Below are 21,328 nucleotides of genomic sequence, written 5' to 3' on the forward strand. Positions count from 1 at the left end.
AAAAGAGATCATAAAATGTTCGAGTATAACCAAACTATTCGATGAGAGTCTTTGTCTAATAAAGATACGGAGGGGAAATATAAATTGAAATACGTAAATATATTTGCTGAGATTATATCTATCATGCATCAGGATTATGCAGGGTATGAGGAGAAAAAAGGCTGGGATAATCCTGATTATTTTACAGAAAAAATAGAGCGCCTTGAATCCAGTGAATTAATGACACCACAACAGTTTGCTGAAATTGTGAATGAATATCTTATTAGCTTCCAAGATCGCCATATGTATTTTCACTTACATCATTCAGAAAAGGTAGAAGTTAAAACATGTGGTTTTTTTGTAAGGAATTACGAAGACACCTTATACGTAACAGAGGTTTATGAAGAGAACAGATTTGGAAAAGGGGCAAGAATTGTTTCTATTGACGGACAATCGATTTCTTCGATAAGAAAACAGCAACGTGCAATGCTTAGAGAATCTCATCCGGAGAGAGAGGAATGGGATGAAATCCTAAACAAAGCTACGTATTTTGAGCTTATTAACGAAAATGAAGATGTAGTTAAACTGAAATTGAATTTATATCGACGAACTCCTAAAAAGTCAACTTATGATATTCGTTCTATTAACGAAGACACTTTATTAATAACCCTTTCTGATTTTGGAGATACCGATCGTATCGTGAATCTAATTGAAAGGCATAAGGATGACCTCCTTGCAAGCAAAAATGTAATTGTTGATGTCCGACATAATAGCGGAGGGAATTCTCATGCTGGCAATTCTTTAGTGAGATATTTTTATAAAAAAGGAGAAAGACCAAGTTTTGATCTGAAAGTACGAGAATTTAATTGTTCTGACCGTAATGTGGAACTATTTTTAAAATTCGCCGAGAAAGTTCGAAGCTCAACAGATGATGAAGATACGCTTAAAATGCTAGAGTTTGGTGAAAATCAATTTAATACCTACCGAAATCAAGGATTTGTTGCTTTTGATTTTTCAGAATTTATAGCTGACAGAGTAGACGAATTTGAAGGGGAAGACAACCCAGAACATGTAATTATATTATCGGACTATTATTGTGCAAGTGCCGGAGAGGAATTTGTGGGGACTAGTAAAGGATCATCCAAAGTAACAATAGTAGGACGTGCTACTATGGGACTAAATGATTATAGTGACTTAGTTAGTATCAATTGGGACAATCAGTTTACTCTATATTATCCCATATCAAGACTTGAACAGAAAACCGAAGTACACCCAATACACGGAAAAGGAATTCAGCCAGATATCTATATCAAATGGACACCTAAACATATTGAAGAAGATATAGATTTACAGCAAGCCTTGAAATTAATTAATAGAAGCTAAGGGGTGTACGATAGACTTTCGAGTCACGTAAAATGCCCGAAAACATCATTATTTTGCCCTTCGAGCGACACTTTGCATATATATGATTAAGAGAGGAGGGACAACGTTGTATCTATCTGAGTTAGAAGAAGGAGAGGTATCCAAGGAGCTCGCACATCAGATTTTGTTTCAGGGAATACGAGATGATGACGCTAAGTGCGATTGTATTGTTGTGCCGTCTAGCAGAACGAGCAATAAATATAGAACGCCCGCTGCAGTGGAGCTCTATTTCCAGGGACGTTCGTCTAGATTGCTCTTCTCGGGCGGATATAATGGGGAATTTATCGAGTCTGAATCCATGCGATCGTTTGCGTTAGAAAAAGGTATTCCGGAGAATGCGATCATTATAGAGACGTTTTCAACCAATACGAAGGAGAATGTGATTGAATCCTTAGCTGCATTGGATAAACATATCGGGCTGAACAATATGAAGCGAATTTTGATCTGTACAGCCTTTTATCACATGCGAAGATGTCATTTAACATTTTTAAGATATGCGCCTTCATGGTTTGAATATAGTTTTCATCCAGTATTAGATCAAACAACTAGGCCAGATAATTGGTGGAAGTATGAAAATGGAACGAAAAGAGTTCAAAAAGAAGTCAATGGATTGATACACTACGCGAAGCATGGAGATATTATGGACTTTAATATTGATGAATTGAGATGAACGAAAGCTTTGATCCAGGTAGATTGTTTAAGCTAAAGGGCCGCGATAGTTGAATACGTTACATTGTTGAGCAGACTACCGCAGTCTGCTCATTTTATTATGCTGATAGGCAGGATAGTTTGACCGATCTTCAAAAATTGGCTCGTGGTCTGAGAGAGGCTAAAATCAGCTTCGTGGATTGTTACTTGAACACATATGTTTTTGAAGAGCGGCAATTATCGCACATAGAGTCAGCTTAAGAAATTCGTAAGAGTATAGTAAGAAAAAAGAAGATTACGTCCTGTAGGATATTGTTATGAGAGAGAGTGGAGAAAAGAGTATGGAGCATATAGTACGAACGATTCAATTGACCAATGCGCAAAATTGATCAAATCGATATTCGTTAAGCAGAGAGGGGAAACTTAAATCATGAATGCAAGAAAAAAAAGACTAGTCTCCACAGCGATTGCGACTATTATGGCCGTATCCGTTCCCATGTCAGTCATGGCACAGGATGGAGCGAAACAAGCAGCACCATGGTATCAAGATGGAGTACAGACGCTCATAACGAAGGGGATTGTTGACAAAGGGGTACAACAAAATCAAGCGATTTCTGTTAAAGATTTTATCCGCTATGCGGTAGTATCGCTTACCTATCAACATGGCATTGATCCGATGAAGGTTGCTTCCGAGAAAGGGTGGTTGAAGGAAGGAGAATTCACTTCCGTTGACGCTCCAATCAAACGCGGTGAGATGGCACGCATGATGGTGCGGGCACTCGGCAAGGAACAGGGAGAAACGAGCTTGGCCGAATATGCAACAAGCGCCAAGGCACTTGGGCTCATTCAAGGGAATGCAGATGGAAGCTTACACGAAGATCAGCCAGTGACTGTAGCTCAAGCGGCTGTTGTGCTTAAAAATCACATAAATAAAATGCTAGCAACGATGGACGACAGAGGTGTGTCACAAATTTCCGTGGAAGACTTCATGCGGAATCCGAGCAGCTTTGGGTATGAGCTTTCTCCAGATGGCAAGTATCTTTCTTATGCGGGTACTTGGGAGAACCGTTCCAATGTGTTTGTAGAGAAAATCGGTGAGAAAAGCAAGCCTATTCGCGTGACAAGCTCAAAAGATCGCGATATCGCCGGCTTCTTCTGGAAAGGCGATAACATTCTATATCGCAAAGATAAGGGCGGAGACGAGAATTTCCATGTGTATTCTTCCACTTTTAATGGCAATAAGGAAGTGGATTTGACGCCTTACGATAAGGTCAGTGTTCAACTCGTGAGCGAATTATCTGGTGTGAAAGACGAAATTCTGATCTCGATGAATAAAGAAGATGCGACCATCTTCGATGTATATAAATTGAATGTAAAGACAGGGGAAACGAAGCTGATCGCCAAAAACCCAGGGAACATTACGGCATGGGTAGCTGATCGCCAAGGTAAGATTCGGCTCGCTTCTGAAAGCGACGGTGTCGTAAGTACATTGTTGTACCGCGATACGGAGGAAGAGGCGTTCAAACCGCTGGTTACGTTAAATAACGGGGATGCGATGAATCCGCTTGGTTTCTCGGCAGACGGTAAATCGATCTATGCGGTCTCCAATAACGGTCGGGACAAGATGGCGCTCGTCAAGCTGAATGTAAAGGGTGAGGAAGAAGTTCTGTATCAGCATCCGGAAGTTGACGTAACTGAAGCATATTACGATAAAAATCAAGATAAAATGCTGGCGGCTGTCTATGTGACAGATAAAGCGCATTTGGAGTTTTTCGATGATAAATTCGAGGCGATGTACCGCAATCTGCAGCAGAAGCTTGGCATCAGTGAAAGTGAAATCGGGCTAAACGATTATAACGAGGATATGACGAAGCTGATCGTTAGTGTTTCGAATGACAAGACTTACGGGATGTATTATTTTTACGATAGCGTATCCGGTGAGTTAACATCCTTAGGTAATCTGAGTCCGTGGCTTAAACCAGATCAGATGGCTGATATGTATCCGATCTCTTACAAGAGCAGAGACGGATTGACGATTCACGGTTACTTAACATTACCGAAAAATAAAAAGCCCCAAAACCTGCCGATGATCGTAAATCCGCATGGTGGGCCGTGGACACGTGATACGTGGGGCTTCAATCCGGAAGCACAATTGCTCGCGAACCGCGGGTATGCCGTACTTCAAGTAAATTTCCGTGCATCAATGGGGTATGGGAAGTCCTTTAGGGATGCAGGAAATAAACAATGGGGATTGAAAATTCAAGATGATATTACTGACGGTGTGAAGTGGGCGATTCAGCAAGGGATTGCTGATCCGAAACGAGTTGGTATTTATGGCCAATCGTTTGGCGGATACTCAACCTTGACGGGCATTACGAAAACGCCGGAATTGTATGCTGCTGCTGTTGATTATGTAGGTGTATCGAATATGTTCACGTTCTTGGGATCGATCCCACCGTATTGGGAGACCATGAGAAATCTCTTAAACGAACGTGTCGGCGATGTCGAAAAGGACAAAGAAATGCTGAAGCAAGTTTCGCCGATGTTCCACGTCGATAAGATCGTAACTCCATTATTCGTGGCTCAAGGGGCGAATGATCCGCGGGTGAACAAAGCAGAATCCGACCAACTTGTCGAAGCACTCAAAAAACGCGGCGTGCAAGTGGAGTATATGGTCAAGGATAATGAAGGACATGGCTTCACTAACGAAGAGAACTTGATCGATTTCTTCAGTACAATGATCAAGTTTTTGGATAAAAATTTGAAGCTGCAGAGCAAATAAGGACCCATAGGCGCTGACTACCTTTCGACATGGCGTAGCCACGAAGCTGAGAGAAGGCTATAAGCGTATAGCAATTCGAGTTGCTGAACGAGGTGTTTATGTAGAACATACTTTGTAAACGCCGAAATCAATGGAGAGCGCCCGCCAGGTTGTGGGCGTCCCTTTATGGACATTTTCTCGAACGGAAATGATGAATTTACATCCTTTGTGATATGGAGTCGATTAAGAGGTTTATTATTTTTCCATCTATGTAACATATTTCAGCACATTCACGTCTAGGGGAATAATAAAGATATGCGGAGGGAAACAAGATGAGACATGTAATGAAAAAGCCACTGATTCTTCTCATGTTAATCGCCGTCTTCAGCATGGGCATTAGCGGTTCCGCTTTTGCTCATAAAGAGAACAATCAGAGTAAGGAAGACGGGAAAGAAAGCTTGAACGCGGCAACAGCAGTGACGATGATCGTAAAAGGCTTGGATTTAAGCATCGATAATATTAAATTTATCAAGAAACCGGAGGCAACCGACTATTATACGAAGGTTAAAAACAACTCTTCATACGCGGAAGACTTCATCATCGCTCAATATAACGGGCTAGGCATTGCGAAAGACATTAATCCTTCTGCTAAAGTCACAAGGGAGCAGTTCGCCAAATGGCTATTTGGGCAAGTAAGCCATAAAGGAAATTATGCATGGATCGAAATTATCCAAAGCGTTTCGGATGCCGACCAGGTGACAGACGGATACATGGACAGTATTCAGAAGCTGCTCATTGCCAAGATCGTATCCCTAGACAGCAAGCAACGCTTCTATCCTAAGAGCTATATCACCCGCGCAGAAGCTGCCGATATGATCCGCAAAACGTTAACATTCATTAAAAACACAAAACCGGAAACACCTGATACTTCCAATCTCAACCAAGTAAAAATCACTTCGGAAAAAGAAACGGATTCTGTCACCCGAGTTATATTATCCACCATAGTTCCTCACTCTGGATATGGACTCGAGATCACGGGCATCCAATTTTCGAAAGGCGTGGCCACTATTCAATATAGAGTCGTGCAGCCTGATCCTGACAAAATGTACATGCAAGTCATCACGGAGTTAAAAGCTGTGACCTATATACCTTCGGAATACAAAGCTGTACTTGGGCTAGTAAAACCCACTGTTCCATTCCAAGGCTAATATTGTTGAGCAGGCTGCCGAAGCCTGCTCATTTTGCTAAGCTACCGGGTAGGAAAGTTGAATAATACCCCGAATATAGTATGGAGAGTTTAAAAGCGTATCTTTAGGCACTACGAGGGGGGTATTAATGGAAATGAATGAAAAAACATATCTAAGTATAGAAGAGATTATTTCATTACCAACCATATCAGGTACAAATATAAGTGAAAATGGCAAAAACGTAGCATTTGTCAAGAAGACAGCTAACTGGAAAGACAATATATATAGGAATCATGTATGGATATATGAAAAAGATAAGGGGCAGAGTTATCTATTAACAACTGGGGATATAGATAGTACATACCCATTATGGTCGCCAGATTCTAGAGATATCGCATACCTTAGCCCAGTCGGTGACGGGGATAATAAGAAAAATCAGATCTTTATTAAGTCGATAGATGGTCATAGTGGGGTTCAAATTACTAATGAGAAAGAAGGGGTCAGTAAATTCCAATGGGAGCCTACTGGCAAGGGTTTTTATTATGTTGCACAGTCAAAAGAATCAGAGACGTTAAAGAAACGTAAGCAACTATATGGAGATTTCCATCATGTAGGTAAGGAACACCAGAATAATTGTTTATATTACATTGAAATAGAAAACGAAAATAGCGTTGTTTATCAACTAACTAATGGTAAGGATTTTCATGTCCGTGAATTTGATATTTCAAATGATGGGAAAAAGGCTGTATTAATGGCTACACCAAGCCCAAATATGGGAGATTATTTTAATGGAGATCTATACATACTAGATATTAAAGCTGGCGAGCTGCAAAAGATGAATATAGATAAGTTGTTGGGAGGGAGCGTCTGTTTTTCTCCTGATGGCAGCAAAATATGCTACTCGGCAAGCATAAGGGAGAAGGAATACTATAAGACCCATATACAAGACAGTACGCTCGAGATATATGATATTAATAATGGAGAGCTAATTCAACCTTTAACAGATTTTGATAGTACGGTTGTTCCATTACGGTGGACAGCTAAAGGAATCTTAATTAGATGGCAGAATAAAACGAATTATCTTATTGGGTTGCTATCTGAGGATGGCACTGTGGAAAAGGTAAGCGAAAAAGTAGATGGCTTTATAATGGACGCTTCTATAACAATGGATGGCAATCATATATCCTATAATAAAGCTATAACAAATGAAACTTTTGAAATCTATGTAGACGATAAAAAAATAACGAATGAAAATAGCTTTTTCAAAGGAAAGCTTACAAGTAACAGGGAAATAATCTCATGGCAAAGTAGTGATGGTCTTGAAATAGAAGGAGTGTTATCAACCCCAGTAAGGTTTGACGCAAATAAAAAATATCCTTTATTAGTGGTAATCCATGGTGGCCCGGCTTGGGCATCCTTTCCGATATTTTCAGGCTGTTTTAATGAGAAATATCCGATTGAACAGTTTATTGAAAAAGGCTTTATCGTTTTAGAACCAAACTACAGGGGAAGTTCTGGTTATGGTAATGAATTTTTACAAGCAAGCTATAGAAAACTGGGAATTTCCGATTACGATGATGTTATATCTGGAGTGGATAGTCTAGTAGACAAAGGGATTGTAGATAAAGATAGAGTAGGAGTTATGGGATGGAGCAACGGGGGATATATATCAGCTTTCTGTTCTACATATAGTAGTAGATTTAAAGCTATTTCAGTTGGGGGTGGAATAACAAATTGGAGTACCCATTATGTAAATACAGATATACCTTACTTTATTAAGATGCATTTAGGAAATAATCCATGGAATGATCCAGAGATATATACGAAAACATCACCAATGACGTATATTAAATCAGCCTGTACGCCCACCTTAATCCAACATGGCGAAAAGGATGCAAGGATCCCAATTTCAAATGCATATGAGCTATATCAAGGATTAAGGGATATGGACGTTGATACAGAATTCATTATATTTAAAGGAATGGCATATAGTTCTGACCAGCCAGGAATTAATGTGGCTATTATGAAGCAGAATTTGATGTGGTTTTCACACTATATTCTTGGAGAAAGTATGAAAGATTTGTTTTAAGTCAAACACCGCGATAGTTGTGACACCCCCAATGGAAAAACGAGAACGGACCGCAGCGAATGCGGTGCCGTTCTTTTTTAGCTCTATGGATTTCCATACCGCTTCTTATAGTGGCTCAGCGCCAGAAGAGGCCAGATGTAGCGATAACTGTGATAATGAGAATAGAAGTAACCGGGGAGGCCGGCACCTGTAGGATAAGTGCTCTTCCAGTTGTCTTCATGGAGTAATGCGATAAGTCTATGAATTCCTTGATCGACCTCTGGTGTTGGCTGTGTCTGAACAGCGATTAAGGCGTCTAACGCCCATGCGGTTTGAGAAGGAGTGCTTTCCCCTAAGGGCACATAGTGCCTCAGCCGATCGCTTTGACAGGATTCGCCCCAACCGCCGTCCGGGTTTTGGATGTCCATAAGCCAACGGGCTCCTTGTTGTAAGGGTTCATGGCTAGCTGGAAAGCCGACCGCTGCCAATCCCGTCAGTGCCGCCCAGGTACCGTAAATATAACAAACGCCCCATCTCCCGTACCAGGATCCATCCTTCTCCTGGTGGCGAACTAGCCAATTTGTTCCCCGTTTGATGAATTCGTGCCGGCTATCGAGTTTGGCAAAGTTCCCGAGATACTCTAAGGTGCGCCCAGTAAGATCAGCCTCCGAGGGATCAATGGCCGCAGATTTGGAGCCGTCTATGGCGAGCCAGGTGAGCAATTCATTGTTAGTATTTTTCTCGAATGCGGGCCAGCCTCCGTCATTATTTTGCATGGATAGAGCCCAATTCAGTCCGCGATTCCAAGATTCCAGGTAAGTAGAATTGGTATTAGATAACCTCCTGATCGCCCGTAGAGCTGCGGTTGTATCATCCACATCGGGATTGATCGTATTGGTCTCCGAGAATCCCCAGCCCCCGGGAATGGTGTCCGGGTTATGAATGCTCCAATCGGCAGTCTTATCCTGCTGTTTGGATAGCAGATACGTGGCGGCACGCCGGATCGTTAGATGATCAGCGGCGATTCCGGCTTCCTGCAATGTGTAGGCAAGCAGAGCGGTATCCCATACGGTTGACGGGGAGTTCTGCATTGTAGTTGTCCCGTTATAATGGAACTGCATGTCGGTAAGTCCCTGAATGGCACGGGTGATGAGAGGATGCTGCTGATCATACCCTAGGGCAAGCAGGGCGAGAATCATGAGAATTGTACTGTTCGCATAGCTGTAGAGTGTACCATCGGCTTCAATCCTTTTTAACATGAACTGCTCGGCCTTGGTTGTAGCTGCTTCGTGGATATAACGGGGGGTGCCGATAAGCAGTTTTAGCCCTTCCTTTATCATGTTTTGTATCTCCTGGAAACTGCGGGGGAGAGGATCTTCCTCGTCCATCGTTCGAACATAAAGATTGGATAGATCTGGCGTATGAGCGGAGCTCATCGAGAACTGCTTGTCGCCCATAATGAGCATTGGGATAAGATGAACCCTTGAGTATCCTGAGAAATCATAAATAGTAATCGGAAAATAAGTTGGAAAAAGAACAACCTCGAGCGGAATGGACGAGATGGATGCAGGCCATTTCCTCTGACCTGTGGCGGCGAGGATGGCTGTGGTCATGATGTTGGACACTTTTCCGAGACCGCCTTTGGATAAAATATATCGCCTGGCTCGCTGAATAGGCTCATCTGCCGTCTGGCTGTACCCGGAATAAAGCAGGGCGTAATAGGATTCAACGGAAGCGGACAAGTTTCCTTCTTCTTCATCGGCAAACAGTCTCCAACAGCCATCTGGCTGCTGTGCGGCAAGAATCCGGTTATGCAGCTGCCTAATCAACTCTTCATTCGGAACGTTCAGCAATCGAAAGAGAATAATCACATAAGCATCAACTGACGTCCCGTTTTCAAAGCAAAAACGCCAGGATCCATCCTGACGCTGCTGTTCGATAAGTGTTTTCGTCAGCCGCTTTATTTCATCATCCACTGCACGTAGCACATTGCTCATTTGCTTGGTACCTCCGGGGTGGTTTTTTAGAATTATATGAGGGTGGGCAGGGGGACATATCCTTTAATCTCAATAAGTACAGGGAATCCGATGGCTCCGAATATGATCAAGATACTGGTCATATCACCAGACCCCATAAAATAGTTTTAGACTGACCTGAGAAATAAGAACAGCGACAGCTAAGGACGAGAGAATAAAGTCCTAGACTGTCGCTGTTCCATTGAAATAACGTTCTCATTAGCTTAGCGAGATGTTTATGATTTCAAATGTACAAAGCCTACTAAAATACTTGACGCAATTCAATCTGACCTTCCCCATGTCCTTGCGGGTCCGGCATCCGCATGGCCCACTCGATGGCTTCTTCTCTCGACTTCACATCAATCAGAATGAACCCGGCAATCAATTCTTTCGTTTCCGTAAATGGGCCATCCGTAACCACTGGCTTTTCCCCTGGTTTCGGAAACGAAAGGCGAATCCCATTTGAACTTGGATGAAGTCCTTTCGCCATAACCCGCACGCCTGCCTTAACTAATTCCTCATTGTACTTATCCATGGCTTCCATGAGCTCAGGGCTCGGGAGATTTCCATCTTCCGAATTCTTCGAGGCTTTGACAATCAACATAAACAGCATAAAAATATCCTCCTTCTTTTTAAAAGCAAAAATTGACCTCTTAATAAATACAACGAACCGGTATCTTCAAATCGACACTTTGAAAAAAATTTTTTTAAAAGACAGCTTGTAATATGAAATGCAGCAGTAAAAAAAGGCTCATGCGAGTTTTCGTGTAAAATGGGAGTTACGGAGCCCATCACCGTACTGAAATTGGATATGCTCTTAATAACCGAAGCAATGACACAAGTTCTTAATTTTGGCTTCAATGAGTTGGATATAAATAGAATTGGGCAAGATGTAAGGCTGAAAATTCTGGCCCAGGGCGGCATAACTCCTTCTATGAACAGAGTAACACGACCGAACAATAATATACTGTCAGTGCGTGCGATCGTTTTACAAATTTGACCATGTTTTATTGTGCTATTTTATCACAGCCCTGGGCGACTGTATTGTGTAATTCTGCCCGTTAACTTAATGAAGTATCGTCAGTCTACCACTTTATTTTTCAGTCTAGAACTTTATTTTCTTCTGACAGTATGAGTTAATGGAATACATCATGAGGAAACACCGATGAATCAGTCTGCAATAATTGTTGCAGGCTTTTTTTGTGATTCAAGGCTTGTACTCCAGCTATTTTTCGAATATGGTTCAATATGGAATCCAATAGTATGATATATGCAGTTATTCCTTGGTCATAGAAGGTTTAATTATGCAAATGCCTGTGAATATCGAATGAGGAGGCGGCCGAGATTCAAAACGTTACATTTGTTTATGCCACGACCAAATCAGATATGCCGTTTGGTGATGCTCCTCTCTGGAAATCCAGACTATACCGAACCAGAAATGAAGGATGAGCTCGCTAAGAAATTAGAGGAGAACATGATCAACGGGAGAATTGGGTTCAAGGAACAAAAATACATCTGGAGTGCTGTGAAGCCATAGGCTTTTTCCATAAAGCTGATGTCATTATTTTAGTGGGGGAATCAGATGAAGGTTCTATATGGGTTTTTAGCGTTGCTTGGGATTGTGCTGCCGTACTCTCAGTTCATTCCCTGGATATACGAACATGGATTGCAGTTACCTTTGCTTATCGAAGAAGCAGCGAGAACCCGAATTGGCTCATTTGCCTGGTTAGATGTCATTGTATCTGTGATCGTATTATTAGTGTTCATTCGATACGAGGGAAAACGAACCGGGATGAAAATGAGTTTGTGCTGGATTCCGATACTTGGCACATTAACTGTAGGAGTTTCTTTTGGGCTGCCTATGTTTTTAATGTTGCGAGAACTGCATTTGAAAAAGATGACAGTTGAATAACCCTACGTATAATACCTCTGAAATTCGCTGGAATGGCTGCAGATAGGGGAAATTAATGTGGTCACATTTGTGAAAGACAAAAATTATCTTACGGAAAAAGGGCTCAACCTTCAACCTAATAATCATAACTTGTAGTAAAAAACGGCAAATTAAAGTACGAGGCAACGGCTGTGGAGCATTCGTGAGCAACAGCTTGATGCTGCTCGGTCTAATACCTATATTTACTCCATGCAGATGGATGGCCAATTAATAGAACCATCTAATGTATGTAAAATATCCCTTTTAGAAGTGAACTTTTTATTACTTGCACAGACGCTGCTGACAATGATGATGCCAGCAGCGTCGTTGTAACATGGAGAAGAGAGGCTTTATATCGAATATTCCGTTGAATATCCATTGAGCGTGTTAACGTAATTTCTAATAAACTTCTTGGTTCTTTCATTTTGCGTGTGCAAAAATAGCTCCTCGGGTGTTCCTTCCTCGATAATGTAACCATCTGCCATAAAAATGACGCGGTCGGCTACATTTCGAGCAAAATCCATCTCGTGCGTAACGATAATCATGGTCGTATTTTTCTTCGTAACTTCTTTAATCACATGCAGCACTTCTTCCACTAATTCCGGATCCAATGACGATGTAGGCTCATCGAATAAGATCACATAGGGATCAAGCGCTAATGCTCTGGCGATACCAACTCGCTGCTGCTGTCCACCTGAAAGTGCGGCTGGATAATGATGCTCTCTGCCTTCCAATCCGACCTCGTGCAGCAGCTGCATGCCAATCTCAATGGCCTGCGCTTTATTCATCTTGCGAGTGACGATTAGGGATTCCGTAACGTTCTCCAGAGCTGTTTTATGCTTGAATAGGTTATAATTCTGGAACACCATCGCCGTTTTCTGTCGCAGCTGATAGACATCCTTCTTCGTATATTTCTCCGCGTTGATCTGAACACCATCGATTGTAATGTTGCCTTTCTGAGGCTGTTCCAATAAGTTGAGCGTACGTAAAAAGGTGGACTTTCCTGAGCCAGATGGGCCGATGATGGCGATAACTTCTCCCTTATCGATTTGAAGATTGATCCCTTTTAACACATCGGTATTTCCGTAGCTTTTATGCAAATTGTCGATTGTAATCATATGTTGCTCCTCCTATCGATAAGGCTTCTCCATTCTCCATTCAATTCGGGATTGAATCGAGGAGAAGATTGCAGTGACGACCCAGTAGATGAATCCAACTGCCAGAAATGCCTCCAGGAACTTATAAGTAACAGCCGCTTCCAGCTTGGCTTGTCCCAACATGTCTGTGACCCCAATTGTAAAGGCGAGCGAGGTTTCTTTGAAAATCATAATGAAATAGTTCCCGGTTGGCGGGATTGCGGTTCTTGCAGCTTGTGGCAGTACAATTCTTCGAATTGCTTGCCATCTTGTCATACCGACGGATAAAGCTGCTTCAGCTTGCCCTTTATCTACCGATGCCAACGCGGATCGGAAGACTTCCGATAGATATGCGGCGTTGCGCAAGCTTAATGCGATGATGACGGCTGTAACTGCATCCATCGAATTCATCCACGGGAACAGCTGCGGCATACCAAAATAAAAAACAAAGATTTGAATGAGGGACGGCGTTCCCCTGAAGTAAGAAATAATTACGAGTAAGATCGGATAAATGATCTTTGTTTTATTTGAAATGATCCAAGTAAACACCATGCCTAGCAAAATAGCGAATAAGAAAGCCAGCAGCGTGATATACAGGACGAGCGGCAAATATTCGAGCAGCGATGGAAACAGCCCAAGCATATACTTCACATCGAAATTCATGGATAGACACCACCAATTGTAGTCTTAATTCATGTTGAATAGGGAATGAAGAAACCCCCTGAAATAGGGGGATCTGTAACATCTAATTATAAGCTGAATGACGAGCTTTAAGGTTTCGTCACGTCAATCTCACTCCATTTGTCCGAAAGCTCCTTCAATTTGCCGGAGTCTTTCAACTCTTGCAGCGCTTTGCTGAACTGCTTAATGAACTCTTCATTCTCTTTGCTCTTCACAAATGGAAATGCATTCTCGGTTGTGTAGAGAGGCTTCTCCGAGAAAATCTTCAGCGGTAAGCCTTCCTTTTTAATTCGAGAGTGCGCAACAAAGTTACTGTCAATGAAGGCGTCAATCCGCCCCATATCCACTTCTTTATATGTACCGCTTACGTCTTGATAGGCACGGATATTGATCTCATTCCCATGCTCTTCATTCCACTTTGTTGCATACTTATGCATATTGTTGCCAAGCAGGGCACCTAGGTTTTTCCCTTTCAAATCATCCATGGACTTGATATCATCACGGTCATTTTTGACGACGAGAGTAACTGAATAATATGCATAGGGATCGGTAAAGTCATATTTTTCTTTCCGTTCATCGGTAACGGCAATTAGGTTGGCGATAGTGTCGATACGACCGCTGTCCATCATGCCGAATAATCCGGAAAATTCAGCTACCGTCCATTCAATTTCATAGCCTAGTTTTTCGCCAACTAGATTCAATACATCGACATCATAGCCTTCAAGCTTTTGGTCCTTACCTTTTGATACAAACGGCGGATAAATGCCAGAAGTCCCGACGCGAAGCACTTTTTTCGGTGATGCTCCTTGGGCATCCTTCGCGATATTCGAATTGGCAGAATCGCCAGTTTTACCTGCACCACAGGCGGTTAGAAATACGGCAAAGATCGTTAACGTTAACAATAGACGATAGGATTTAGATAAATGCTGCTTCATAATGTCCTCCTGTAGATTGTGCATGCTTGCATCTTATGTGTAGTGTAAACATATGCGTAAAGTCGGAATTGATAGATAAGGAATTCAACAAAACGAATGAAATGAACGTGCTCTAAGAATATATGTTCAGAGCTTTGGCGACAAAGAGATTACTTTGCCAGGAGAGCTTCGATTTCAGCCTTCAATTCGTCTGCATCAATTTCTTTAGGGAACTGATATTCTTTATTGTTGATAAATACAGTAGGAACCATCCTCACGTTTCTGCGAATGGCTTCTGCCGTGACATGCAAGCTAATTTCCGTGTTATCCGGCTCTTCTTGCAGTTGATAGTTGGAAGCTAGTAGATTTTTGATTTCCTGATTGTTCAACTGATCCCATTGGGATTGGGTTTTGAACAATTCTTTGATAATCTCTCTTGCACGAGCAGGATTTCTATAGTCCAAGAACAAGTTAACCAGCGTTCCATTTAACAGCATCTCTCTAGGCTTATCATAATGCTTGACGATAAATTCAACTTGACCTTGTTCCAAGAAGGCTGGCAGAACATCTTCCGCGATGCCGAAGAAGGTTGCGCAGTAAGGGCAGGTTAAATTCAAAAATACCTCAACCTTAATAGGGGCGTCTTTCTGTCCAAAACTCAATTGTCTGTTCTCAATGTGATTGGTCATGTTTAACCCGCTTTCTTAGAAGAATGTTGATACTAGTAAACTATAATTATTCCGACCTATATTGTCAACATTAATTGCTATCGGTTAAAAGCTAAGTTACCATACTACAATCCATTATCGAATAATTTGACTTATCGCAGCTGCCCCTCTAATATATTAGGTATCTAACATATTTCAGAGGGTGAGCTGCGTGAACATCTATGAACAAGTAAAACAAATTAATGAAGCTGATTATGCCATTAACCGCTTGATTTTTAAACACTATGAACCATATTTAGCTAGCTCTATCACCACTCAGCAAGCCGTGTTGCTGGATATTGTATATGCAGCCAACAAAATAACGGTAGGTGAGATTGCTATAGAAATGAACATTAGTTCTAGTGCAGTAAGCCAGCTTATTGCGAAGATGGAGAAAAACCAGTTTATTCATCGTGCTATCAATCCTGATAATCGCCGAGAAGTGTTTATTACGCTAGGAATTAAAGGCGAGGAGTACTTTGAAAAGCAAGAATATGTCGAGCGCTCTGTGGCCGATCGTTTATTTTCTAAACTAACTGTTGCCGAACGTAACGAGTTAGAAAGAATTACGAAAAAATTGAAACAAATTGCAGCTGAAGAGTTCATTTGAGTTCTTCTCATCCAATATGTTAGACAACTAATATATTTAGGAGGCTTAATTATGTTTAACTCTATTTATTCTACGCTTGAAAAAATCCAGTTCAATGGTGCAGTTTATGTAGAAACGAGCAATAACGAAATTGTAGATGTGACAATAGGTTTTGCAGATATGAAGAATTCAGTTCCGATTACGGGGGAAACACTATTTAACATTGCTTCTTTAAGCAAAATGTACACTGCTGTAATGGTTCTTCAATTAATAGAGCAGAAGGTGATTCATTTTAAAGACAACCTAACAAAGTGGTTTGATACAAGTATCTTTAAAGATGTAACGATTAAAGATTTGTTGATGCATACATCCGGTATCCCAGAATATATCGATAATTCTTCAGTTGAGAAAATTGAAGATATTTTACATAACAAGGAGCCTTATTTCCTACCAGGTAGCGGTTGGCTTTATACAAATACAAATTATGTTTTGCTAGCTAAAATTATCGAACAGGCAAGTCAACTTTCTTATGAGGATTATTTACAAAGAATGATCGCCCAACCTCTTCAACTTCAAAACACGACAACGAAGCCAAAATTGAAACTAACTGCTGTCGGTAAGCTATTTGATTTTATAAATCAGAAATATATCCATGCAACAGACGATCCGATTTTTAAAGATATCGATAAGAAACACGATTTTTATGGTGACGGAGGCATTTATGCAACAGCTCAAGATATAGCCCGATTTGTAAAAGGGTTTCTTCAAGGTAAATTAGTATCGCTTGAAATGGTGAATCGCGCCCTTACTCCTTCACCGTTACATAGCTCATATGGTTGTGGGTTTATCATTCAAGACGGTTCTATTGGTCACTCTGGTGGTTGGCCTGGCTATTCGTCGCATTGCTTATGTTCCGTGACAAGCGGAGAGGTGACGGTTCTCTTAACGAATGAAGAGGTAAGCCCTTTTTACGAGCAGCAAATATTAGAATTCTTAAACCAAGCTAGTGAAAGTAAAGAACCTGATGCTCCAAAGCATCCTAGTATCATGAAATTCAATAGTGCTGATAATCTCGCAGGTACTTATCAACTCGCTGATGAATATCAAACATCCTTCATAATTAAAGAGGGAATAAACTCGTATATTATTTCTTTCCATGACCAACATGATACCCATTTATTTAAAGTGGAACCGAACCTGTATTGGATTCGAAATACGATGAGTTATATCGATATTTCTGAAGGAATCTTTATTGATGAGGGTGTAGAAATACCGTTTCATAAACTATAGATTAAGGAGTGAAACTTGAAACAAATATTAATTTGTATGTTTCTGTCGAGTCTTCGAGATTGTAAATGGTAGGTAGCAACAACATCATCATCAACAACTGCAACAGTAACTGCAAATGAAAAGGCTACTGTATATGGAACAATCGTATCTCTATCACCACAGAATCAAGTCGTTAGGGGAAAAATAGAGAAAACTGCACCGTGGGAATCAATGAATTCTAATGATGTAGAATCTATATATGTTTTTGTAAAAAGAATTCTGATGTACATGTTAAAGTTCAAGTTATTTTAATTTGTTTCTATTTAAATTAGTTTCTTGAAAGCCGACAATGCCATTCAAGTCGAAGTAATCTAGTCCATTAACAGTTAAATAATACAATGAGGCTACTCCAGTCCAAGGTGACTTAGGTGGGAGCCTCATTTTATTTACAATGAGGGTTTGGATGGTATGACCTGATCCAAACAAAAATCAATGACTATCCATACATTTATGTTTAAAATCAATACTAACAAATGGATTTTTTTATGTTATGATAATATTAATCCTCTAAAGGAGTCACGGCACCCCAGATATACAGCAAATGAGGAGATTCAATGGCTTTTGAATCTAGAGTTTAACAAAGGGGTCTCAATTGATATTCCTTTCCACTGAGAACATGGATCTTTGCTCTCAGGTTGAATTTTTTGCTGTTAAGATTGCTGTTTACAAGTCGTTGGTGAGAAAAGCATATTGGGGATGATCGCTAATCCAAAATTGGTGGTACCACGATGTTATTGCGAAGAGCATTTTTCAAGTCCAAAAAAGCAGTACAGCGCAAACTAGGGGGCTCGCAGGGCGGTTATTCACTGGAATCGGAGCAAACCAAAGCAACATTCCTTGCAAGTAGTTGGGAGAAGGCCTTGGTTTTTATGCATCCCGATTGACTATCTGGATGAATGAGTCAAGCAGGCAGGTGCGCCTATATCTTTTCTACAAATACATTAGCATGTAAGGACGGTAAAAATGATCAACAGACAAACTAAAACAGACGTTATCTTAATTGGTGCCGGAATTATGAGCGCGACTTTGGGGACAATGCTGAAAGAATTAGCACCGGATTGGGAAATTACAGTTTTTGAAAAGCTCGCTAACGCAGGAGAAGAAAGCTCTAACGAATGGAATAATGCAGGAACAGGGCATGCTGCGCTGTGTGAGCTTAACTACACCGTCGAGAAGAAGGACGGAACTATAGATATTAGCAAGGCGATTAAGATTAATGAACAATTCCAGCTTTCAAAGCAATTCTGGGCTTATCTCGTAAGCAGCAATTTAATTCGTAATCCGCAGGATTTTATTATGCCCTTGCCTCATATGAGCTTAGTCCAAGGGGAAAGCAATGTCGCCTTTTTAAGAAAACGTTTTGAAGCGCTATCAAATAATCCGCTGTTTCAAGGTATGGAATTCTCCGATGATACGGCCAAACTATCGGAATGGATTCCGCTTATTATGAAAGGCAGAACGACGAATGAGCCGATGGCAGCTACCAAAATTGACACCGGAACGGATGTTAACTTTGGCGCTTTAACGCGCATACTGCTTGACCATCTGAAGAGCAAAAACGTTGCGATTCAATACAAGCATAGTGTGGATGATCTGAAGCGGACGAAGGATGGCTTATGGGAGCTGAAGGTTCGGAATCTGCAAAGCGGTACCGTCGAACGCTATTCGGCAAAGTTTGTCTTTATCGGCGGCGGGGGTGGCAGTCTTCATTTGCTGCAAAAATCAGGAATTCCTGAAGGCAAAGGCATCGGTGGCTTCCCGGTAAGTGGATTGTTCATGGTATGCAATAATCCGGAAATAGTAGAGCAGCATCATGCCAAGGTATACGGGAAGGCTCCTGTTGGCGCTCCGCCAATGTCTGTCCCGCATCTGGATACTAGATATATTGATAACAAGAAGACATTGTTGTTCGGACCGTTTGCTGGCTTCTCGCCAAAGTTCTTGAAGACGGGCTCCATGTTCGATTTGATTACATCGGTGAAGCCGCATAATCTCTTTACGATGCTAGCAGCTGGAGCGAAGAACGTCCCATTGACAAGATACCTTATTCAACAAGTCATGTTATCCAAAGAAAAGCGCATGAAGGATTTACGGGACTTTGTCCCGGACGCAAAAAGTGCGGATTGGGATTTGGTCGTGGCAGGTCAGCGTGTGCAAGTTATTAAAGATACGACACACGGCGGCAAAGGCACACTTCAATTCGGCACAGAAGTAATTAGTGCTGCTGATGGATCGATTGCGGCTTTGCTTGGTGCATCTCCAGGTGCTTCAACAGCCGTTCATGTCATGCTGCAGGTCATTAAGCAATGTTTCCCACAGTATGTGAAGGAGTGGGAGCCAAAAATCAAGCAAATGATTCCTTCCTATGGTGTAGCGCTTGCGGAAAACCCGGAGCTATTTAAAGAAATTCATGCGTTAACTGAACGTACGCTTGGTCTTAACAGTGAGCTTCAGCCCGTTGTGTAGACGATAAACATAATGAAGAGGCCTTAGTCCTGAGATTTACAGGATCAAGGCCTTTTTAGTAATCAAATATATCAGCTTATATGCCCATTTGTTCTGGGCGATGAGTTATGGATTTGTTGTCTCGAAAGACGCTGCCGCAGCTGCGAGATAATAAGCCAACCCAGTCTGCTGACTTTCGAGCATGTTAAGATGAAAATCATCACTAAGAAAAAATCGAGTCTGTGCTGCAAAGTCTTTAGCAGACGTATTGTGCCCATGGTTATTCATAAACACCAAATGGTATCGAATAAGACTGACTATTTCCTCATCGTTATGCTTAATTCCATCTCGTAAGGAACTAGCCATTTTGTTCATGAATGCCATGGCTTCAATTGCTTGTTCATTGATATTCTGAACTTTCTCAGGAGCAACCTCCAGAGAATCCATCCCGTAGGATGCCTTCAAATACTCATTTTGATCAGTCAGCGCTTTGTTCCACTCGTCTTCGCTTGCAAACCCTTTGAACATTTCCTTGTTATCCATAGTTTCCCCATCCTTTATACACCCAATGGATTTACGCAATGTTTGAACAATGGTGTCCAACCTGTCTTTACGATGGAGGAGCAGCTCCTCCTGCTGGGCAAGAATAGATAGTCGATCTGAATGATGTTCCATCATATCCTTGATTTGATCTAAGGAAAAATCTAATTCTCTGTAAAATAGAATCTCTTGCAGACGTTCAAGCTCTTTCGTTCCATATAACCGATATCCAGCTTCGCTTCGCTTGCTTGGCAAGAGGAGACCAATTTTGTGATAATGATGAAGCGTTTTGATTGTAATATTGGACATCTCGGATACTTCTTTTACGGTGTACAAACGATTGCTTCCTCCCTTCCTTATGTAGTGTAAGGCCTTCCCTAAGAGGAGAGTCAAGACGATTAGCTAGTGTTTGTTTTTTCGCAGGATTTCTAATAATGATTCCGTTTCCGTTCTTCCGAAGCGAAGGTGAAAGGGAAGCAAAAACGTCAAATTCCCTCAGATGTAAGCAAATATCTTTTGTCATAACACAATTGAATGTATAATCGTGGAAGGTGTTGTGGCTGCAGCATCTCGGCCTAAGATCTGCTTATCATGTACAATTAACAGCTAGCAATAGGAGAGGGGACAACCACTATGACCGCGTCCAATAAAACGCTAAGAACATGTAAACAGGGACATCAATATTATAAAAGCACAGATTGTCCAACTTGTCCGGTTTGTGAGCAAGCGCGCAAGCCGCAGGAGGGGTTTCTAGCGATTCTCTCAGCACCAGCTAGACGTGCGTTGGAGCACAATGGAATAACCACGTTGGAGGAACTGGCTAAGCACACCGAAAAAGAGATTATGAAATTTCACGGAATGGGCCCAGCGTCATTGCCTAAGCTTAGAAATGCATTGCAGGAAGCGGGCTTGTCATTCAAATCATAAACAATCGAACAGCAGAATGATCCTGATTATACTTCAAGTTGAAAGTTGAG

19 protein-coding genes are annotated in these 21,328 nt (G+C 41.4%); 12 read left to right on the plus strand and 7 right to left on the minus strand.

What is annotated here, in order from left to right:
- The first annotated feature begins 84 nt into the window (after window positions 1-84).
- The 5 genes from PBN151_RS22500 (at window position 85) to PBN151_RS22520 (ending at window position 8,086) form a co-directional block, all read left to right on the plus strand.
- Window positions 85-1,362 carry a S41 family peptidase gene (locus PBN151_RS22500; RefSeq protein WP_083545285.1) on the plus strand — a complete coding sequence of 426 codons (1,278 nt, stop codon included), beginning with the start codon at window positions 85-87 and terminating at the stop codon, window positions 1,360-1,362.
- Window positions 1,363-1,468: 106 nt separating this feature from the next.
- Window positions 1,469-2,071, plus strand: a complete 603-nt coding sequence (locus PBN151_RS22505; RefSeq protein ID WP_072730773.1) for a YdcF family protein — start codon at window positions 1,469-1,471, stop codon at window positions 2,069-2,071.
- Between the two features lie 408 nt (window positions 2,072-2,479).
- Window positions 2,480-4,831: a S9 family peptidase gene (locus tag PBN151_RS22510; protein ID WP_072730774.1), complete on the plus strand. Its 2,352-nt coding sequence runs from the start codon at window positions 2,480-2,482 to the stop codon at window positions 4,829-4,831.
- Window positions 4,832-5,154: 323 nt separating this feature from the next.
- Complete coding sequence (locus tag PBN151_RS22515; RefSeq protein WP_227774961.1) at window positions 5,155-6,018, plus strand: S-layer homology domain-containing protein; 864 nt, start codon at window positions 5,155-5,157, stop codon at window positions 6,016-6,018.
- Window positions 6,019-6,145: 127 nt separating this feature from the next.
- Window positions 6,146-8,086, plus strand: a complete 1,941-nt coding sequence (locus tag PBN151_RS22520) for a S9 family peptidase (RefSeq protein ID WP_072730776.1) — start codon at window positions 6,146-6,148, stop codon at window positions 8,084-8,086.
- Between the two features lie 83 nt (window positions 8,087-8,169).
- On the opposite strand, the gene shc is transcribed toward PBN151_RS22520, so the two are convergent.
- Window positions 8,170-10,062 (minus strand): squalene--hopene cyclase, encoded by a 1,893-nt coding sequence (gene shc, locus PBN151_RS22525; protein ID WP_072730777.1) that lies wholly within the window; start codon window positions 10,060-10,062, stop codon window positions 8,170-8,172.
- A 280-nt stretch (window positions 10,063-10,342) separates the two neighbouring features.
- Window positions 10,343-10,693, minus strand: coding sequence for a YciI family protein (locus PBN151_RS22530; protein ID WP_072730778.1), 351 nt, complete (start codon window positions 10,691-10,693; stop codon window positions 10,343-10,345).
- Between the two features lie 753 nt (window positions 10,694-11,446).
- Here PBN151_RS22530 and PBN151_RS31465 point away from each other — a divergent pair.
- Together PBN151_RS31465 and PBN151_RS22540 are read left to right on the plus strand one after the other, a co-directional pair.
- The gene (locus PBN151_RS31465) at window positions 11,447-11,617 is read left to right on the plus strand and encodes a hypothetical protein (protein ID WP_175560777.1); all 171 of its coding nucleotides are present in this window, start codon (window positions 11,447-11,449) and stop codon (window positions 11,615-11,617) included.
- 45 nt (window positions 11,618-11,662) lie between these two features.
- The gene (locus tag PBN151_RS22540) at window positions 11,663-11,992 is read left to right on the plus strand and encodes a DUF2834 domain-containing protein (protein WP_072730780.1); all 330 of its coding nucleotides are present in this window, start codon (window positions 11,663-11,665) and stop codon (window positions 11,990-11,992) included.
- A 368-nt stretch (window positions 11,993-12,360) separates the two neighbouring features.
- On the opposite strand, the gene PBN151_RS22545 is transcribed toward PBN151_RS22540, so the two are convergent.
- The 4 genes from PBN151_RS22545 to PBN151_RS22560 all read right to left on the minus strand — a co-directional run bounded on the left by PBN151_RS22545 (window position 12,361) and on the right by PBN151_RS22560 (window position 15,430).
- The gene (locus PBN151_RS22545; protein WP_072730781.1) at window positions 12,361-13,128 is read right to left on the minus strand and encodes an amino acid ABC transporter ATP-binding protein; all 768 of its coding nucleotides are present in this window, start codon (window positions 13,126-13,128) and stop codon (window positions 12,361-12,363) included.
- 12 nt (window positions 13,129-13,140) lie between these two features.
- Window positions 13,141-13,809 (minus strand): amino acid ABC transporter permease, encoded by a 669-nt coding sequence (locus tag PBN151_RS22550; RefSeq protein WP_065293289.1) that lies wholly within the window; start codon window positions 13,807-13,809, stop codon window positions 13,141-13,143.
- A 107-nt stretch (window positions 13,810-13,916) separates the two neighbouring features.
- Window positions 13,917-14,762: a transporter substrate-binding domain-containing protein gene (locus tag PBN151_RS22555; protein ID WP_072730782.1), complete on the minus strand. Its 846-nt coding sequence runs from the start codon at window positions 14,760-14,762 to the stop codon at window positions 13,917-13,919.
- A 149-nt stretch (window positions 14,763-14,911) separates the two neighbouring features.
- The gene (locus PBN151_RS22560) at window positions 14,912-15,430 is read right to left on the minus strand and encodes a thioredoxin domain-containing protein (RefSeq protein WP_072730783.1); all 519 of its coding nucleotides are present in this window, start codon (window positions 15,428-15,430) and stop codon (window positions 14,912-14,914) included.
- 190 nt (window positions 15,431-15,620) lie between these two features.
- Here PBN151_RS22560 and PBN151_RS22565 point away from each other — a divergent pair, with 190 nt between their 5' ends.
- The 4 genes from PBN151_RS22565 (at window position 15,621) to PBN151_RS22575 (ending at window position 19,832) form a co-directional block, all read left to right on the plus strand.
- On the plus strand, window positions 15,621-16,058 hold the full coding sequence (locus PBN151_RS22565) for a MarR family winged helix-turn-helix transcriptional regulator (protein WP_072730784.1): 438 nt from the start codon (window positions 15,621-15,623) through the stop codon (window positions 16,056-16,058).
- A 51-nt stretch (window positions 16,059-16,109) separates the two neighbouring features.
- Window positions 16,110-17,327 (plus strand): serine hydrolase domain-containing protein, encoded by a 1,218-nt coding sequence (locus PBN151_RS22570; RefSeq protein WP_072730785.1) that lies wholly within the window; start codon window positions 16,110-16,112, stop codon window positions 17,325-17,327.
- Between the two features lie 767 nt (window positions 17,328-18,094).
- Complete coding sequence (locus PBN151_RS31470) at window positions 18,095-18,250, plus strand: hypothetical protein (protein ID WP_155987265.1); 156 nt, start codon at window positions 18,095-18,097, stop codon at window positions 18,248-18,250.
- A gap of 79 nt (window positions 18,251-18,329) precedes the next feature.
- Entirely contained in the window at window positions 18,330-19,832 is a 1,503-nt protein-coding gene (locus PBN151_RS22575) for a malate:quinone oxidoreductase (protein WP_072730786.1), read from the plus strand.
- A 105-nt stretch (window positions 19,833-19,937) separates the two neighbouring features.
- On the opposite strand, the gene PBN151_RS22580 is transcribed toward PBN151_RS22575, so the two are convergent.
- Window positions 19,938-20,687 carry a MerR family transcriptional regulator gene (locus PBN151_RS22580; RefSeq protein ID WP_072730787.1) on the minus strand — a complete coding sequence of 250 codons (750 nt, stop codon included), beginning with the start codon at window positions 20,685-20,687 and terminating at the stop codon, window positions 19,938-19,940.
- Window positions 20,688-20,984: 297 nt separating this feature from the next.
- Here PBN151_RS22580 and PBN151_RS22585 point away from each other — a divergent pair, with 297 nt between their 5' ends.
- Window positions 20,985-21,278 carry an RNA polymerase alpha subunit C-terminal domain-containing protein gene (locus PBN151_RS22585; protein WP_072730788.1) on the plus strand — a complete coding sequence of 98 codons (294 nt, stop codon included), beginning with the start codon at window positions 20,985-20,987 and terminating at the stop codon, window positions 21,276-21,278.
- Window positions 21,279-21,328 lie beyond the last annotated feature (50 nt).

The organism is Paenibacillus sp. NAIST15-1 (assembly GCF_001894745.1).
GTDB lineage: Bacteria > Bacillota > Bacilli > Paenibacillales > Paenibacillaceae > Paenibacillus_B > Paenibacillus_B suaedae.

What these genes read in the sequence shown, in the direction of transcription:
- PBN151_RS22560 (WP_072730783.1), bottom strand. Translation starts at nt 15,430, where the DNA reads ATGACCAATCACATTGAGAACAGACAATTGAGTTTTGGACAGAAAGAC.
- PBN151_RS22530 (WP_072730778.1), bottom strand. Translation starts at nt 10,693, where the DNA reads ATGCTGTTTATGTTGATTGTCAAAGCCTCGAAGAATTCGGAAGATGGA.
- PBN151_RS22545 (WP_072730781.1), bottom strand. Translation starts at nt 13,128, where the DNA reads ATGATTACAATCGACAATTTGCATAAAAGCTACGGAAATACCGATGTG.
- PBN151_RS22510 (WP_072730774.1), top strand. Translation starts at nt 2,480, where the DNA reads ATGAATGCAAGAAAAAAAAGACTAGTCTCCACAGCGATTGCGACTATT.
- PBN151_RS22515 (WP_227774961.1), top strand. Translation starts at nt 5,155, where the DNA reads ATGAAAAAGCCACTGATTCTTCTCATGTTAATCGCCGTCTTCAGCATG.
- PBN151_RS22520 (WP_072730776.1), top strand. Translation starts at nt 6,146, where the DNA reads ATGGAAATGAATGAAAAAACATATCTAAGTATAGAAGAGATTATTTCA.
- PBN151_RS22555 (WP_072730782.1), bottom strand. Translation starts at nt 14,762, where the DNA reads ATGAAGCAGCATTTATCTAAATCCTATCGTCTATTGTTAACGTTAACG.
- PBN151_RS22585 (WP_072730788.1), top strand. Translation starts at nt 20,985, where the DNA reads ATGACCGCGTCCAATAAAACGCTAAGAACATGTAAACAGGGACATCAA.
- shc (WP_072730777.1), bottom strand. Translation starts at nt 10,062, where the DNA reads ATGAGCAATGTGCTACGTGCAGTGGATGATGAAATAAAGCGGCTGACG.
- PBN151_RS22575 (WP_072730786.1), top strand. Translation starts at nt 18,330, where the DNA reads ATGATCAACAGACAAACTAAAACAGACGTTATCTTAATTGGTGCCGGA.
- PBN151_RS22550 (WP_065293289.1), bottom strand. Translation starts at nt 13,809, where the DNA reads ATGAATTTCGATGTGAAGTATATGCTTGGGCTGTTTCCATCGCTGCTC.
- PBN151_RS31470 (WP_155987265.1), top strand. Translation starts at nt 18,095, where the DNA reads ATGTTATTGCGAAGAGCATTTTTCAAGTCCAAAAAAGCAGTACAGCGC.
- PBN151_RS22570 (WP_072730785.1), top strand. Translation starts at nt 16,110, where the DNA reads ATGTTTAACTCTATTTATTCTACGCTTGAAAAAATCCAGTTCAATGGT.
- PBN151_RS22540 (WP_072730780.1), top strand. Translation starts at nt 11,663, where the DNA reads ATGAAGGTTCTATATGGGTTTTTAGCGTTGCTTGGGATTGTGCTGCCG.
- PBN151_RS31465 (WP_175560777.1), top strand. Translation starts at nt 11,447, where the DNA reads ATGCCACGACCAAATCAGATATGCCGTTTGGTGATGCTCCTCTCTGGA.